We start from the raw sequence: 16,762 nt of genomic DNA, 5'->3' as shown, positions 1-16,762 counted from the left end.
TATGAAACCTATCCGTTTACTCGATACCCGCCTTGCTAACCAGATTGCTGCCGGTGAGGTGGTTGAACGTCCTGCATCGGTTGTTAAAGAACTGCTGGAAAACAGTCTTGATGCCGGCGCAAAACGAGTGAATGTCGAAGTAGAAAGTGGTGGTGTCAAATTAATCCGTATTCGTGATGACGGACATGGCATTGCCAAAGATGATCTGGCATTAGCCCTGTCGAGACATGCAACCAGTAAGATTTCTGAACTGGAAGACCTGGAAGGTGTCGGCACCCTGGGTTTTCGCGGTGAAGCTCTGGCATCCATTAGTTCGGTTTCACGCTTAACATTAACGTCTCATGTTGATGGTCAGGAGTCGGGCTGGCAGGTTCGTTCGGAAGGGCGTGATATGGAAGCTGTTTTAAATCCAGCGCCCCACCCCGTGGGTACGACAATTGAAGTCAAGGATCTGTTTTTTAATACACCTGCGCGGCGGAAATTCCTGCGGACAGAAAAAACAGAGTTTTCCCATCTCGAAGAAGTCGTAAAACGTTTGGCCTTGTCCCGGTTTGATGTAGGGTTTGGCCTGAGGCATAACCAGCGCAGTATTCATCAACTAAGACCCTGCAGCACACAAGCTGAGAAAGATCGCCGGGTAGCGTCCCTGTGTGGACCAAAGTTTATTGAAAACTCGGTGATTGTTGATGTCGAGGTTTCAAATCTAAAGCTTTGGGGATGGGTAGGATTACCAACGTTTTCCCGTTCCAGCGCTGATCTTCAGTACTTCTTTGTTAACGGCCGGGTAATCAGAGATAAACTGGTCGCACATGCTGTTCGTCAAGCCTATCGTGATGTGCTTTATGGGGGTAGACATCCAACCTTTGTCTTGTATCTTGAGCTTGATCCGGCGCAGGTGGATGTTAACGTTCACCCAACCAAGCACGAGGTCCGATTCAGGGATGGTCGAACAGTCCATAACTTCCTGTTCAGTACGTTGCATCGTGCTCTGGGAGAAGTGTCTCCAGAAGATCAACTGCCTTCAGCGGCTCTGTCTTTACAGCCCAAAAGCCAAGCCTCAGGTATTGAAGGAGGCGAATTCAAGAGTCAGGAAAGTATGAAACTGTCCCCGGCTCCAGCCAGTCCCTCCTTTTCTTATAGTGCAGCTTCAGGGCAGCCGTCAGCGTTTTCAGGTGCAAGACAAGCAAGAGAAACACCTCTGCCAGATCAAATTCAGAAGCAGATTCAGGCATACGGTGAGCTTTATGCTTCAGGTGCCACGGAGCGAAGCCCTCTTCAGGAAGATCAGCCCTCAGCCATCAATGATACTCCAGCCGAACAGTCTGCCTCCGTAAATCTGCCAGAACAGACGGCAGATATCCCACCCCTGGGCTACGCCATAGCACAACTGAAAGGTATTTATATTCTCTCTGAGAACGAGCAGGGGATGATTCTGGTCGACATGCATGCTGCTCACGAACGCATTACTTATGAACGGATGAAAATTTCCTGGCATGCCGATGGTATTAAAGCCCAGCCTCTGTTGGTGCCAAAATCAATTGCTGTCAGTGATCGTGAGGCGACCTGTGCCGAAGAAAATTATGAGTACTTCAAAAAGCTTGGATTGGCGCTTGAGCGAATGGGACCAGAAACACTTTTGGTGCGTCAGTTGCCGGTTATGCTTCACAATGCTGATGTAGAAAAGCTGGTCCGTGATGTGCTTTCAGATCTGATACAGCACGGTGACAGTGATCGTGTGGAAAGTCAGATGAATGAGGTACTGGCCACCATGGCCTGTCATGGTTCAGTACGAGCTAATCGTCGTCTTTCAACCGAAGAAATGAATGCTCTGCTCAGGGACATGGAGCGGACAGAACGCAGCGGACAGTGTAACCATGGAAGACCCACCTGGACCTTATTGACACTGGATCAGCTGGACAAACTGTTTTTGAGAGGGCGCTAATTTACCCCGGAGCCAGTGTATCCGCCAAGAAAGCAGGGCTGTCTGACTATCCTTTCCGCTCCAACAAACCATCCACAGCCTTTGACAGAATAACCAGACAGCCCAATTCGAGAAAACTCTGACTTTAGATGGACCAGGATATACCTAGTTGCAGGGCCTGATAATCGGTCTGATAGTCATCTGCCTTGCTGAACTGGTAGCTGCCGTAAACTTCCATATCGGCTGTCAGGCTGTGCCCCACTCTCACCTTCATTCGCCAGGCATCGTTGCTAGTGATATCAGCGGGTAGATAGGCCGTACGGCGAGCTATTTTCTGTCGCAGGTCAATGGTTCTCAGGTCGTCATCATTGAGATCCTTGTTGTAATCAACCTGAATGCCCAGACGCGTTCTGTCGTTAATGGCATCCAGAAAAACACCTGCTGCTGCATTCTTGAAGTCCAGCTCCTGATCCCCGAATACCATGGAAGAGAGATTGTTTCCGGACTCGGTAAAGCCATCTACTGATGATTTATGATAACTGGCGGAAACGACGGGGCCTGCTTTTATATTACCATTGTCGTAAAGTGCATAGCCCGTATCCAGTGTTAATCCATAGAGCTTGCCCGCAGTGGAGCTACTTTCTTTACGTGTCAGGGCACCTAAACGGAAACCACGCTTATTTTTATAATCGAGGTCGAAATAGTTCACTGCTGCATTGGAAAAGAACCTCTCTCCCTGGTAACTTGCAAAAAGACTGCCGCCGAGACTGTCGGTTTTATAGTTGGATTGCTCGGGTGTGTATCGAGTTTCAGCACCCTGTATGGCGATACCCAGCCTGAGTGCTTCTGTCAATTGGTAGTGCAGGCCCGCATGGATGACATAGCCCTTGTTGTTATTGGCTTTCCTGCCAACAGCGTCATAAATCTGGTTTTCTACTCCGGCTCCGCCGCCAAAAAATGACAAGGTGCCTGATTCCGCGTCTTTCCAGCGATGCTGTGCCAGTTCATTGAAAATATTGTTATTCAGTGTGGTTGAGTGAGAGTCTGCAATTCTTGGCAAGCCGCCGACTTCGGTGGCCCCCCTGATGGCCGACAAAATATAATCGCTGCCTATTTTGTGCATGACGCTGGAGGGGTGCAGGCCATCCCAGAATATTGACTTCTGTGCAACCCCCGTTGTGATGCGTTCTCTCTGGTCTCCCCCCTGATCAGGCGCTCTGCATGGGACGCCAATTGGCTCACCCTTAACCATACAGGTGATATCGGTATTTTCAGAGGAAAGATCAATGAAACCGAAGGCTGCCGCGTTATCAGACACCTCTGTAACCAGACCAGACAGATTCATATAGAAGATATTGGCACTGGACTTTCGGAGCTCTGTGAGGACGGCGTCATCAATCGCTTTACTGGCCATACTGAGTTGGTCACGGGTGCCAGATAACTCACGCTCTCCTCCTGGTGTTTCTCCAAGATTGGGAACATTGAGCAAAACGATATAACGAGCGCCATAGCTTTGGAGAGCATTGACACTGCCCACCATGTTTTGAGCAACTTCCCGGGGTGTCCGAAGCTGATGCACCACAAATACCACATCATTGCTGCCTCCCAAAACCATGTACATGGCTTTTTTATCTGCCTGCCCCTGGTTTCTCATGAAGAAGGTATTTTGCTTTTGAGCCTGGAAAAATTGCTCTGGATTTAATGGCGTGTACGGGCTGTCAGACGTGATTGATAAAAGAATTTCCTCACTGGAGTTGCCACTCACGGCAAAGTTATTGCCACCCGTCACAGAAGGGCTAAGATCAAGCCCCATTGTGCTGGCAATATTCTGATTGTATAAAGTTTTGTCTGAGAAAGTGAGTGGGAACAAACGCCCGGAAAAAGGGATTTTCAGGTTGCCGGTATCTGAGATACTGTCCCCAAAACTAAAAAACTGACTATAAAGTTCATTTGCATTTACAGGGGATAGCGTTAAAGAAAGAGCTGCTGCTAAAAGTACTTTTCGGTAAGAGGGCTTTAAAAACGGGACTGCTTTCATGATAAACCTGTTTTTTCGATCAGTTGGCGTCGGTCATTCCATTGTTCCTGTGCTCCAATTAAACCAAGGGTCTGTTCGAGAATAGACTGCCTTACTGTGGTAGCAACAAATTGCTAAAAAATTTTTGCCATCCCCGGTCAGTTTCGCGGAACTCTTTCATAAATTTCCAGTCTATAGCTTTTGAACCCGGGAACGCTTCAGGTACACTCGGCTACCCGTTTTCCTAATAACGCTTTATTTTTCTGTTTATGGCATCCGAACCGAGTACACAGAGGGTCTCTTCTGAAGAAAAACTGCCACCGGCTATTTTCCTGATGGGGCCCACTGCATCCGGCAAAACCGATCTGGCTATCCAGCTGGCAGAGCAGCTTCCCTGTGAGTTGATCAGTGTTGATTCGGCACTGGTCTACAAAGGCATGGATATAGGAACAGCTAAGCCCTCTGCGCAGGAGCTGGCTCAGGCTCCTCATCGGTTGATTGATATCCGGGATCCTTCCGAGCCTTATTCTGCAGCTGACTTTCGTAAGGATGCTCTCAGGGAAATGACGGAAATTACTAATAAGGGAAACATACCTCTTCTTGTGGGAGGTACCATGCTTTATTTCAAGGCGCTTCGGGATGGTCTGGCACCCCTGCCAGCCGCGGATCCTGAAATCAGGGAAATATTGATGGGCAGGGCAGAGTCTGAGGGCTGGCAGGCGCTTCATGAAGAGCTTCAGATTGTCGACCCTGTAGCCGCTCTTCGTATTAAAGCGACGGATACTCAGCGCCTGCAAAGGGCACTGGAAGTCTATTATGCGACAGGTAAGGTACTTTCCCGTTGGCATCTGGAGCAACAAGCCAGTCGACTGCCATATAATGTAGTCAATCTGGCTATTGCTCCCAAGGATCGATCAATACTTCATCAGCGCATTGAAACCCGTTTCAGGCTGATGCTGGAGCGTAACTTCATGGATGAAGTCAGGGCTCTTTATGAGAGGGAAGATCTGGATATTTCACTGCCTTCCATCAGAGCGGTGGGTTATCGCCAGGTCTGGAGATATCTTGAAGGGGAGATGGATTACTCCACCATGGTGGAAAAAGGCGTGGTCGCTACCCGGCAACTGGCCAAGCGACAGTTGACCTGGCTCAGAAGCTGGCCCGATATACACTGGCTGGACAGTATGTCGGAAAACCGGTTAGAAGAAGCCTTAAAATGGCTGAAGCCCGTCCTCAAATAAGGAATAATAAGAAGTGTGATTTCTGTATAACTCTTCTGGCCCCGGCTTTGTATTGGTTACATCCTTGACAAAGTGTATTGGAAAAGGCTGGTACGTGAGCACCTGCAATAGTTTCTGCAGGTCCGGTATGAGTAGCTAGTATTACCTATTGATGGCAGTGTGGGGCTTCGCTTACTGTTGCCCGGCTGAATTTCTGGGCTGTACACAGATTGAACAATCAGGTACTGGCACTGCCGGTCGAGCGAATAGCCCAACTAGAAGTGAACAAAGGCTATTCAAAAACCCGAGAATTAATAAGGAGTACAGAAATGTCAAAAGGGCATTCTCTACAAGACCCTTACCTTAATGTGCTGCGTAAAGAGCGCGTGCCGGTTTCCATTTACCTGGTAAACGGCATCAAACTCCAGGGACAGATCGAATCATTCGATCAGTTCGTAATCCTTCTGAAAAACACTGTTAGCCAGATGGTTTACAAGCACGCAGTATCAACTGTAGTGCCAAGCCGTCCGGTACGTCTGCCGATGCAGGGGCAGGAAGGCATGGCCGAGCACGACGAGCAGGAATAAACTTTTTGCTGGTTGATTAGAAGGCGCTTTCGTAGCGCCTTTTGACGTTTAAGAGTTTTATAAACACTGCGTCTACGATTGAAGCATTTTCCACTATGAACAGTGTCATATGGAAGAAACAGCTGTGTAGAACAATAATCGGGCGGTATACTGACACGCTGGCAGCTTGTTTTTAACGAATAATTCAGGTCGTTTAATACTCTCTGCTGCGTAAATGAATGGTTCCGGTCGCAGTTAGCAGCCATAAGAGAAACATTGTCGTCCTGCCATAATGCCATCTGGTCTTGAGTCATCCGGGAACGACGTCTGCTTTATGGTCACTGGTCCCTTGTGAAAGAAAATAATTTCAGGAGTTCTGTTTGTTTTTTGAACGCCATGAAGGTGGTGAAAGTGCAATCCTTGTTCATCCGGATATGAGTGAAGACAAGGAACGGGAAGATCCGCAGGAATTTATGGAGCTGGTTCGTTCCGCTGGTGTTGAAACTCTGGCTTTTATCACAGTGAACGTGCGGTCTCCTTCTCCCCGCTATTTTGTGGGTCCTGGCAAAGTCGAAGAAATCCGTCAATCCGTGTTTCAGCAAAGGGCTGAAATTGTTCTGTTTAATCACGCTTTGTCGCCTAGTCAGGCCAGAAACCTTGAAAAAGAGCTGGAATGCCGCGTCATCGACCGCACCGGACTGATTCTGGATATTTTTGCTCAGCGTGCCAGAACCTTTGAGGGTAAGCTGCAGGTTGAATTGGCTCAGCTTGAATACATGAGTACCCGTCTGATCCGTGGCTGGACTCACCTGGAGAGGCAGAAAGGGGGTATTGGTCTGCGGGGGCCGGGTGAGACCCAGTTGGAGACTGACCGCAGATTGCTGAGGGCGAGAATCAAGAGCATTACCCGCCGATTGGAAAAAGTTCGTAAGCAGCGTGCTCAGGGGCGCCGTTCCCGAAAGAGGGCAGAAGTGCCGCAGGTTTCTCTGGTGGGTTATACCAACACGGGCAAATCTACATTATTCAATAGCATGACTCAGTCGGATGTTTATGCGCAGGATCAGTTGTTTGCCACACTGGACCCAACCTTGAGAAGGCTGGATCTTGCCGATCTGGGGCCGGTGATTTTGGCGGATACGGTAGGATTTATTCGACACCTGCCTCATAAGCTGGTCGAAGCCTTTCGGGCGACTCTGGAAGAAACCCGTCAGGCAGATTTGCTGTTGCATGTGATCGATGCTCATGATCCGGAACGTCTGGAAAACATCAGGGAAGTGCATGAGGTTCTCAAAGAAATTGATGCCAATGAAGTACCCGCACTGCAGATCTATAACAAGATTGATCTGCTGGCTGAGGTAACGCCTAAAATCCAGCGTGATGATAATGGACGACCTGAAAGGGTCTGGGTCTCTGCAAAAGACGGTGTGGGTCTGGAGTTAATCGAACAGGCTATTACCGAATTGCTGGGCGATGATATGGTTCAGGGGCGTCTGCTGCTGAAGGCTGCCCAAGGAAAAGTGAGAGCACGTTTGTACCAAATGGGTGCCATTCAGTCAGAAGAGTATTCTGACAATGGTGAACTCTTGCTGGCTATCCGTATGCCCAGAAGTGACTTTGACCGTGTCGCTAAACAGGAAGGGTTGCAGGCAGATTGCCTGATAGAAGGGTAGGATTATTGTTACCGAATAGTCAGTGATGTGTCAGGAAGATGCGGTGATTACTAATATGAGCTTGCACTTCCTGCTGTCCAAACTCTACAATCTGGCCTAGGAGTCCTGTCAGACCTGAGATAATTTCATACTCGAAAGCTTGAGTTAGACAGGCTCCCGGAACGACACAACTGGTCTGTAGCCGAAAGTCGTGGTGTTGGAAAAGTGCTGAATATTCACTCTTCCAGTCAAGCCTTCGGGGATCACGACCGGGGAGACAATACGCCTGTCCGGGCAAGGTCACGTTCACAGATCTGTCAGGCCGATCGCCTTATGGGTTTTTTTGTACTGTTGTAAAGAGAATAACCCTGTCGTGATGGCGAGGATCAGCTTTACAGCAAAATAGTTTGCTCACAGAGCCAGTTTGGACCATCCAAGTCCTGACGCATCAGCTGGGCAGAGAATTCGTTACTGACTCTACGGAGACATATATGGCCTGGAACGAGCCGGGTGGAAACAGCCAGGATCCATGGGGTAGTGGAAAAAATAACGGTGGTGGCAAAAATCAGGGGCCACCTGATCTGGACGAGGCATTCCGCAAACTGCAGGACAAACTGAACTCAATGTTTGGTGGTGGCAAGAGCGGAGGCAGTTCAGGCAGAGGGGGCAATGACTCCGGTTCTTCTTCAGGAATGTTTATCGGAATCATAGTTCTGGCAATTGTCGCCTATCTGTGGAACGCAATTTACACCGTCGATGAAAAAGAGCGTGCTGTTATTTTGCGTTTCGGGGTATATACCGAGACCGTTGGTCCGGGTCTTCACATGTATTTCCCACCTTTTGAAAGCAAGTTTCAGGAAAAGGTGACTGAACTTCGTACCTATAACCTGAGACAGCAGATGCTGACTGAAGACGAAAACATTGTTGAAGTCTCCATGTCTGTCCAATACAACATTGAAGACGTTAAAAATTATGTTCTGAACGTCGCCAAGCCACTGATGAGTCTTGAACAGGCCACTCAGAGTGCTCTGCGCCATGTCGTCGGCAGCTCTGAGATGTATCAGGTACTGACCCAGGGACGTGAAGTTCTGGGGCAGGAAGTTCGTACTCGTTTGCAGGAGTACCAGGAAAACTATGGTACAGGGCTGCGCATTGGGAAAGTCAACATTGAAAGTGCCCAGCCTCCAAAAGAAGTTCAGGCCGCTTTTGATGATGTTATCCGTGCCCGGGAAGACGAACAGCGTGCCAAGAATAAGGCGGAAGCATACGCTAACAAGGTTATTCCTGAGGCCCGTGGTAAAGCTCAGCGGACTATTGAAGAGGCAAATGCGTACCGCGATGAGGTCATTGCCAGAGCTGAAGGTGAATCTGATCGTTTCTCCAAGCTGCTGACAGAGTACAAACGTGCACCTGAAGTGACACGTGAGCGTCTCTACATCGAAACTGTTGAAGAAGTTCTGAAGAACACCAGCAAGGTACTGGTGGATGTCAAGGGTGGCAATAATATGATCTACCTGCCACTGGATAGACTGACCCAGGGCAAGTCATCCATGCCAGCCCAGCCATCTGAGCTGAGCAGTCAGGATTTGTCTGACATCAGTAATCGCGTTGCAGAGGAGCTGAGCAAGCGAGTGAACAGTGCACGTAGCAGTGGGAGGGTTGGTCGATGAATCAGAAAGGTTTTACAGCCCTGATCGCCGGTCTTGTCATCTTGGTTCTGGCTTGGAGTTGTCTCTTTGTTATCAGCGAGCGTGAGCGCGCTGTGCAGCTGCGTTTTGGTCAGCTGGTGAATCCGAATCTCAAGCCGGGTCTGCACTTTAAATTCCCGTTCGTGGATAACGTGCGCATTTTTGATGCCCGTCTGCAACACCTCGAGGTGCCATCTGAGCGCTTCCTGACGCTGGAACAGAAAGCCGTTATTGTGGATTCCTACATCAAGTGGCGAATTGCGGATGTAGCCAAATTCTACAAGTCTACAGCTGGTGATATTTTTCGTGCTAACACACTGCTTTCTCAGCGTGCTGAATCCAGAATGCGTAACAAGTTTGGTGGTTTGACACTGAACGAGGTGGTATCCGGTCAGCGTGATAAGCTGATGAATGATATCACCAGTAATCTCGATAAAGTGGCCAGGGAAGAGCTGGGTGTGACTGTGGTTGATGTCCGGGTTAAGAAAGTCGACCTGCCACCTCAGGTCAGTGACTCGGTATTCGAACGTATGTCTTCCGAGCGTGAAAAAGAAGCTCAGGAATACCGCTCTAAAGGTCAGGAAATGGCCGAAGGTATCCGTGCTAATGCGGACCGCGAACAGCGCGTTATTCAGGCAGATGCCTATAAAGAAGCTGAGATTGTTCGAGGTGATGGTGATGCCAAGGCGGCAGAAGTTTATGCTAAGGCTTATCGTCAGGATCCTGAATTTTACGCTTTCTATCGTAGCCTCCAAGCTTATAAAGGGTCTTTTGACAGTAAAGGCGACATCCTGTTGCTGGAGCCTGACAATGACTTCTTCAACTATCTGAACAATCAGTCAGGCAGCAAAAAGTAAGTGTTCAGGCTGCCGGGTACGGCATTGCAGAGGTCCGGATGGACTGAAACGATGCTGCTGCCCTTACTTCAGTGAGTGTTGTGATGTCGCAAACCGGGTTCTGCCCGGCTTTTTTGTGGGCCTATCCAGTAAACTTCAAATAGCAGTTAAAAAACTGTGGTAGTGGTAGATGTTTTGGTGACCGCATTCTGGCCAGAAAAATTGTATAGGAGGCGGGCTCCTGAAGGATGAATCTGTGATCAGATACAACCATCTCTTGTTTTGCAATATTGAGATGGTTGCTCTTGACTGAATATGAATTAAACAGTGAAACTACTGTTTTTTAAAACTCTATATTTGAGGAAGATTATATTTTTTTTCTATCGAGTTTCTAATATCATTTCGGTCTATTTTTTTAAGGACATATAGGAAGTCTCTAAAGGTAATAGGTCGACGAGAGCGTTGCTTCCATTGATTCAGCATCTTCATTACCTTTTCCGTAACTTGTCTGTTGTCGGTATCAATAGCGTCCAACTGATATTCTTCAAAATCCACTTCCGTACGTCTGGCAAACATTTTCCAATTAGTACCTATCTTGTAACCATAATCCGTGAATATTTCTTTAGGTAGAGGCGAGTCCAGAGTGTATCCTGTTGTTTGCTCATACTGGCGATGTACTGATGCTTGCAGAGGTGCCTGCGCGCCCCTGACAAGTGAAGGTGGCTGTTCCTGAGTCAGTTCATCAGCCAGCTCTCTGGGAATCTCGCCAAAGACGAAAAACATACTACTTATGAACGCATTTTTTTGATCTGAACTGGTTGATTCCAGAAAATTAACAAGCTCTTTTCTGGCAAGCTTGGAAAAGTTAACGAAAAGCTCACGTTGATCCAGAGAAAGTTTTTGTGTGAAACCGTAATATCCCGAGAGTGTTGAGCTTAAAATAGCCAAACCGGTAACTATAGCTTTAACCTGTTCAGGTGTGGATGGATTATCGTCAGAGACATCAAATCCAAGGCCATCAAGTGTTTGAGATTGTATATTTCTTTCTAATCGATACCTGTTAGATTGAGTAATAAAAGTATATAGTCCCATGCCCCAGGGCTTAATGTCTATCTTCCCATCATTATAAACCGGAAAGCCAAAACCATAATCTCTATTCAGCTTTCTGGATAAGGTGCCTAAATGTGTAAATGTATCCTGTTTAGAAGGAACCGTTTCCTCTGTTAGCAAATCACTGGTTTGTTTGAATATTTGATAAATGAAATCTATTAATTCTTTTATCTTTTGATTATCTACGCGTGAATATACGAGATTATATAGCTCATTGTGTGTTACAAGGTTATTGCCTGTCAGCTCATTTTCTAATCTGTTTTCTTTTAATTTATCCAAGTGATCTTTGGTTTCAAATATGTCCCTGTGACGGGCAAGTGTTTTAACAATTCTTGCTACCTCAGTATGCTTATCGATTCCATGATTATTCGCCAGTGCCCCGACCTGAAGAATCAAACTGCCAGCAGATAATTGACCTCTGGAAAATTTAACCCAGTACTTATGAAATCTTTCCAGAGTCTCTTTGTGCGACAAAAAGCTTTCAGTTAAAAGGTTATAAAGCTCATACTTCTGGTAGAACATGCTGTGGTGAAAAAGATTCAATTCCCGTCCTTCGTAGACCAAATCAACGAGCCAGCGTAATATTTTGATAGCTGAGGTATCAACCACTTTTGCCAAGGCCACCGGTATTTCCTTGTTTCTTACGATAGGAGGTGGTCCGCTAAGATTCTGCTCAAATGCAACCATTCCGGCATTAGCGCAATCAAAGCACATATTGTCGTAGAATATAGGTCGGTTTTTCTGACAAGTTTGGCAAATTCTGGTGTTTGGTGCCCCACCGGAACCATCGTCTTCCCCATTTCCGCTTCCACCGTGGGCGTGTCGCTTTTGATGAAGATAGTCTGCTTGAGATTGGCTGTAGGAGGGAGGGGCATTTAAATTAACTCTGGAAACACCTTTTTCGATCGTTTCAGTCCCTGTTGGGCAGCCGATCCCCTCTGGGCAGCTGCCCGGAAAGACTGACACACTGCGTAATTGTTTTGGGCTTAAAATGAACTCTTGTTCTGCATAACCACGGTAGTCCTCTGTCTGTTGTGGGTTGTTACTCAGGTAATGATCAAATGCTGCTTCCGGATTATTCGGACTCCTGAGTAATGCCAAAAACAGTCCCGAATTCCGTTCAAGGTTTGCACCCCTTATCTTATCCCACAGTTGCTGTGAAATAAGGACGTTCTGCTCATTCCAACCCCGTTTGATTTTGAGAACAATCCGGGTTTCCCAAACCCGTTTCTTAACGAGCTGATCGTTAGCGTCGGGTAGGCGCACCAGGATCACTCTGCTGACCAGATTACTCATCAGTTCAAAAGAAAAAAGCGGAGCGATACCACCTCCCGGCCTTTTTTTAAATAAATCGTCTAAATCATCGCCGCCACCAAAACCGCCGCCGCCAGAGTTTGCGTATGGCTCGCTGTTATCGGTGACATCAGGGGTTCCGGGTATTGCAAAAGGCGTATTGGAGTGGCTGGTGTCGTCAAGATTATTGAACTCATTTTCAGGAGCCTGGGGGGTACGGAAAAAAATATCGACAAATGATCGCTTTGTACTGCCGGAACTATTGCTAACAGGGGTGTTGTCATCGGAGGGTGACGGTAAAACGGTGTGCTCCGAAAAAATACCGCTACAATCCGGTTGTATACTCCATTGATTGCTATTGTCTTGAACCGACAGCACTAGCGACGATTTTCCTGCCGGTAAACGCCATCTGGCCAGATACTCGTGTTGCCAGCCGCTTCTGTCTGGTGTGAGTTCGACCAGCCTCATTTTCCCAGCCTGAATATCCGGCATACCCTGTCCTGTTGAAGCCTCTGTAATCACTGGTGGTGAGGGAAAATGTTCCGTAGATGGCGAGGGGGGAGTTCTGAAACAAAAATGAAATATATCGCCTGCCTTGCTATCCAGGCTGACATATAGCTGATTTTTTTCCAGTCCTGCTGGCTTGCTTTTATCGTAAGTAGTCTTGAGATCGTAAACAAGGTGAAGCGGCGGACTGTTCTCCATAAACGACATTTTGCTAATAAGTTCTGATGTCTTCAGGGGTGTGAAAGAGCCTCCCCATCCTGTCCAGCTCAACAGGTTGGAAACGTAAGAAACATAAGAACTGTGGCCGGACACCGGCAACATGACAGATAGAATGAGTAACATAAACAGGCGCGGCATGGTGAGAAATCTTACTGCTTTCATGATTGAATTTGCCCATAGATTTTTATTGTTGAGGCATAACAATAGACCCTAAATCTGAAGCCGTTTTATTTATAATCGAAGCCAGGCTTCTTCGTGCCCGGGAAATAAAGAAAAGAAGGAAAGACATTCAGGCCCACCTTTGGTTACTCCAGCACCGGGGAAGCATTCTTGGCAATACGTCATCCAGCAGAATCAGCATGAGACTGAAGGCTGTGCCCCGATGTTTCATCATATCCAGATGAACACTCCCCAGGGGATAGGCTCAAAAAAACCGGGTGGGACCCGGTTTGTGATATGTGACAATAAAGGAAAGAAACAGTGTTGCTGAGCTTCCTGACAAGCCAGAGAATGATAAATAATCGATAGCTGGTCGTGAACTCTGCTTCAGCCAGTGGTATGATACCGCAAACCGGGTTCTGCCCGGTTTTTTTGTGGACCTGTCCGGACTGGAAAGCTTTGGGGAGTCATCTGTGGATATGTTGCAACATCTGGGCATAGCCTTCAGTCTCATGCTGATTCTGGAAGGCGTCTTGCCTTTCCTTTATCCCCAGCGCTGGCGCAATATGGTTACAAAGCTGTCAGAGATTGATAACCGGCAGCTGCGTATGGCAGGCTTTGGCAGCATGTTGGTAGGACTCATAATCCTGAGTATGCTCACGTAAGGGCGAAATAATCTATCGCTCTGGGAGCCTGACTGAGAATAGCGCCCGAAGTGAGGTCGGCAGTCTATTCTCAGTCAGGCTCCGGGAACAGTGGTAAAAAGCGAAAAAAAGAGGGCTGTTATGACCGTCGCAGATCGCTGGTTATTGCCAGATGGCATTGAGGAAATTCTCGCTCCAAGAGCGCGTCAGGCAGAAATGCTGCGTCGTGAGATGCTGGATTTATTCGATGGCTGGGGCTACGAACTGGTGATGCCTCCGCATCTGGAGTTCATGGAGTCACTGACAGCCGGCGTGGGTCACGATCTGGAGTTGCAGACGTTTAAAGTGACGGATCAACTCACGGGCAGAACGATGGGTTTGAGGGCGGATACCACGCCAGCCGTTGCCAGAATTGACGCTCACACCCTGAAAGAAAAAGGGCCGGTTCGACTTTGTTACGCGAGCAGTGTTTTTCACACCCGTTCGGCGTCGCTGGGAGCCACAAGGTCCCCCATTCAGCTGGGTGCTGAACTTTACGGTCATAGCGGTGTTGAGAGTGATATTGAAGTTATTTCCCTGATGCTGGAAACACTGGCAGCGGTCGGTATTGAGTCTGTGAACCTCGACCTGGGTCATGTCCGGATCTATCGTTCACTGGTGGAATATGCCGGACTGAGCGAACAACAGGAGCAGAAACTGTTTGATGCTCTGCAAAGAAAAGCAGCGTGCGAAGTGTCTGAGCTGCTGGCTAGCTGGCAAATCTGTTCGGGTACTGCAAGCATGTTTCAAGCGCTGGCATCCCTGACAGGTCATGCCAGTGTGATAAATGATGCCCGTGCGTTACTGAAAGACGCGCCAGAGGCAGTTTTCAAAGCGCTCGACCAGTTGGAAGTGATTGCTGGCAGGGTCGCTGAGCTTTACCCGTCAGCCAACCTCTACCTCGATATGGGTGAGTTGCGCGGTTATAACTATCATACAGGCGTCGTGTTTGCGGCCTATGTTCCCGGAAAGGGGCAGGCGATTGCCAAAGGTGGTCGATACGATGGCATTGGGCGAGTCTTTGGCAGAGCCCGCCCTGCCACCGGGTTCAGTACTGACTTGAAGACATTAATTGAGATGAAAGGTCTTCTGAGTCTGAAAACGGATGCCGGTGATGAACGAGTGACGATATTTGCTCCTGTTGATGCAGACCCTGCCGTTGTGCAGAAACTGCGTCGGCAGGGACAGCGGGTAGTTTACCAACTGCCCGAACAAGAGACAGACGCTGCGGGCACGGGTTGCGACCGGCAGCTGGTCTGCCGTGACGGAGAGTGGGTTGTAGAATGACCCGGAAGTTTGATCAAAACTGATGTTGATCAAGCTTCTTCCGGCCTGTCACAGATGCATGAGAGTTGGTTCAGAAAATCTTTTGAACTGAACTTTGTCATGTCTGTTTATTCTAGAAAGTAAGAGACCGTTTACCATGGGTAAGACTGTTGTCGTACTGGGCACTCAATGGGGTGACGAAGGTAAGGGCAAAATCGTTGACCTGCTGACCGAGCAGGCAGAAGCGGTTGTGCGCTTCCAGGGCGGCCATAATGCCGGCCACACACTGGTGATCGACGGTGAAAAAACCGTTCTGCACCTGATTCCTTCCGGTATTCTGCGTGAAGACGTCGTATGCTACATCGGTAATGGCGTGGTGCTGTCTCCTGAAGCTTTGCTGAAAGAGATTCATAAGTTGGAAGACAGTGGTGTTCCTGTTCGTGAACGTCTGCGTATCAGCCCGTCCTGCCCGCTGATTCTTCCTTATCACATTGCCCTGGACCAGGCTCGCGAAGTGGCCCGTGGCAAGGATAAAATCGGTACCACCGGTCGTGGTATTGGCCCTGCCTACGAAGACAAGGTAGCCCGTCGTGGACTGCGTGTTGCAGATCTGCTGCACCCTGAGCGTTTTGCCCGGAAACTGAAAGAAGTCATTGAGTACCATAACTTTGCTCTGGAGCACTACTACAAGGCTGATACTGTCGATTTCCAGAAGACTCTGGATGAAGCATTGGCCATGGGTGAGCAGATCAAACCGATGATTGAGCGTGTGACCGACAAGGTTCACGAGCATCATGGCAAGGGTGATAACATCCTGTTTGAGGGGGCTCAGGGCTCTCTTCTGGATGTCGATCACGGTACCTACCCGTTCGTAACGTCTTCCAACACAACCGCCGGTGGCGTTTCTACCGGCAGTGGTTTTGGCCCTCTTTATCTCGACTACGTTCTGGGCATCACCAAGGCTTATACGACCCGTGTCGGTTCCGGTCCTTTCCCGACTGAACTGTTTGACGATGTGGGTATGCACCTGGCCAAGAAGGGTAACGAGTTTGGTGCCACTACGGGCCGTCCTCGTCGTTGTGGCTGGTTTGACGCTGTCGCACTGCGTCAGTCTGTACAGATCAACTCTGTGTCCGGACTCTGCCTGACCAAGCTGGACGTTCTGGATGGTCTGGAAACCATCAGGATCTGCACCGGCTACAAGAATGCTCAGGGTGAGTCGATCACGACTCCTGTCGATGCTGAAGAATACGAAACGATTCAACCGGTTTACGAAGAAGTGCCAGGCTGGAGCGAGTCTACCTTCGGCGCCAGGAGTCTGGATGATCTGCCTGAGAACGCTCGTGCCTATATCCGTCGTTTGGAAGCAGTGGTGGGAACACCGATCCACATCGTTTCTACCGGCCCGGATCGTGTAGAAACCATTATTCTGGAGCAGCCTTTCGGCTGATCCAGCCCCCCGCCGGGTTCTCTGGCGGGGATTTCTTCTCCATCAGAACTTGTAAGAAACACCGGCCATGTAAACCAATGGGTCCGGTTCTGCGTCCTGCTTATAGCGGTTTCCGGCATTGTCCTTAAACTTCGCTGTGGTATTGATATCCATGTACCATACGGCAGCATTGACGGCC

13 protein-coding genes are annotated in these 16,762 nt (G+C 48.6%); 9 read left to right on the top strand and 4 right to left on the bottom strand.

Annotation, left to right across the window (positions count from 1 at the left end):
* Position 1 precedes the first annotated feature (1 nt).
* On the top strand, positions 2–1,942 hold the full coding sequence (gene mutL, locus KDK19_RS13425) for a DNA mismatch repair endonuclease MutL (protein WP_257292157.1): 1,941 nt from the start codon (positions 2–4) through the stop codon (positions 1,940–1,942).
* A 124-nt stretch (positions 1,943–2,066) separates the two neighbouring features.
* Here the strand turns inward: mutL and KDK19_RS13420 are convergent, their stop codons facing one another.
* Complete coding sequence (locus tag KDK19_RS13420; RefSeq protein ID WP_257292156.1) at positions 2,067–3,959, bottom strand: autotransporter domain-containing protein; 1,893 nt, start codon at positions 3,957–3,959, stop codon at positions 2,067–2,069.
* A 248-nt stretch (positions 3,960–4,207) separates the two neighbouring features.
* On the opposite strand from KDK19_RS13420, the gene miaA reads away from it, so the two are divergent.
* The 5 genes from miaA to hflC all read left to right on the top strand — a co-directional run bounded on the left by miaA (position 4,208) and on the right by hflC (position 9,918).
* On the top strand, positions 4,208–5,179 hold the full coding sequence (miaA, locus tag KDK19_RS13415) for a tRNA (adenosine(37)-N6)-dimethylallyltransferase MiaA (protein WP_257292155.1): 972 nt from the start codon (positions 4,208–4,210) through the stop codon (positions 5,177–5,179).
* Between the two features lie 308 nt (positions 5,180–5,487).
* On the top strand, positions 5,488–5,745 hold the full coding sequence (hfq, locus tag KDK19_RS13410) for an RNA chaperone Hfq (protein ID WP_034836467.1): 258 nt from the start codon (positions 5,488–5,490) through the stop codon (positions 5,743–5,745).
* 359 nt (positions 5,746–6,104) lie between these two features.
* Complete coding sequence (hflX, locus tag KDK19_RS13405) at positions 6,105–7,394, top strand: ribosome rescue GTPase HflX (protein WP_257292154.1); 1,290 nt, start codon at positions 6,105–6,107, stop codon at positions 7,392–7,394.
* Between the two features lie 470 nt (positions 7,395–7,864).
* A complete protein-coding gene (gene hflK / locus KDK19_RS13400) occupies positions 7,865–9,043 on the top strand; it encodes an FtsH protease activity modulator HflK (protein ID WP_257292153.1) in 1,179 nt (392 codons plus the stop codon).
* Positions 9,040–9,918 (top strand): protease modulator HflC, encoded by an 879-nt coding sequence (hflC, locus tag KDK19_RS13395; RefSeq protein ID WP_257281562.1) that lies wholly within the window; start codon positions 9,040–9,042, stop codon positions 9,916–9,918. Before hflK ends, hflC begins: the two co-directional genes overlap by 4 nt.
* 330 nt (positions 9,919–10,248) lie before the next feature.
* Here the strand turns inward: hflC and KDK19_RS13390 are convergent, their stop codons facing one another.
* Positions 10,249–12,303: a death domain-containing protein gene (locus tag KDK19_RS13390; protein WP_257292152.1), complete on the bottom strand. Its 2,055-nt coding sequence runs from the start codon at positions 12,301–12,303 to the stop codon at positions 10,249–10,251.
* 352 nt (positions 12,304–12,655) lie between these two features.
* A complete protein-coding gene (locus KDK19_RS13385) occupies positions 12,656–12,874 on the bottom strand; it encodes a hypothetical protein (protein ID WP_257292151.1) in 219 nt (72 codons plus the stop codon).
* A gap of 745 nt (positions 12,875–13,619) precedes the next feature.
* On the opposite strand from KDK19_RS13385, the gene KDK19_RS13380 reads away from it, so the two are divergent.
* The 3 genes from KDK19_RS13380 (at position 13,620) to KDK19_RS13370 (ending at position 16,584) form a co-directional block, all read left to right on the top strand.
* On the top strand, positions 13,620–13,850 hold the full coding sequence (locus KDK19_RS13380) for a DUF2065 domain-containing protein (RefSeq protein WP_368736465.1): 231 nt from the start codon (positions 13,620–13,622) through the stop codon (positions 13,848–13,850).
* 120 nt (positions 13,851–13,970) lie between these two features.
* The gene (locus tag KDK19_RS13375) at positions 13,971–15,155 is read left to right on the top strand and encodes an ATP phosphoribosyltransferase regulatory subunit (RefSeq protein ID WP_257292150.1); all 1,185 of its coding nucleotides are present in this window, start codon (positions 13,971–13,973) and stop codon (positions 15,153–15,155) included.
* Positions 15,156–15,291: 136 nt separating this feature from the next.
* Positions 15,292–16,584 (top strand): adenylosuccinate synthase, encoded by a 1,293-nt coding sequence (locus KDK19_RS13370; protein WP_257281565.1) that lies wholly within the window; start codon positions 15,292–15,294, stop codon positions 16,582–16,584.
* A gap of 42 nt (positions 16,585–16,626) precedes the next feature.
* Here KDK19_RS13370 and KDK19_RS13365 read toward each other — a convergent pair.
* Positions 16,627–16,762 (bottom strand): OmpW family outer membrane protein (locus tag KDK19_RS13365; RefSeq protein WP_306801344.1); only part of this gene is annotated, 136 nt, incomplete at its 5' end.

The sequence above is a fragment of the Endozoicomonas sp. ONNA1 genome (assembly GCF_024606325.1).
Classification (GTDB): Bacteria; Pseudomonadota; Gammaproteobacteria; order Pseudomonadales; family Endozoicomonadaceae; genus Endozoicomonas_A.
Note: the sequence above shows the minus strand (reverse complement) of the source record. Positions and strands in the feature narration are given on the sequence as shown.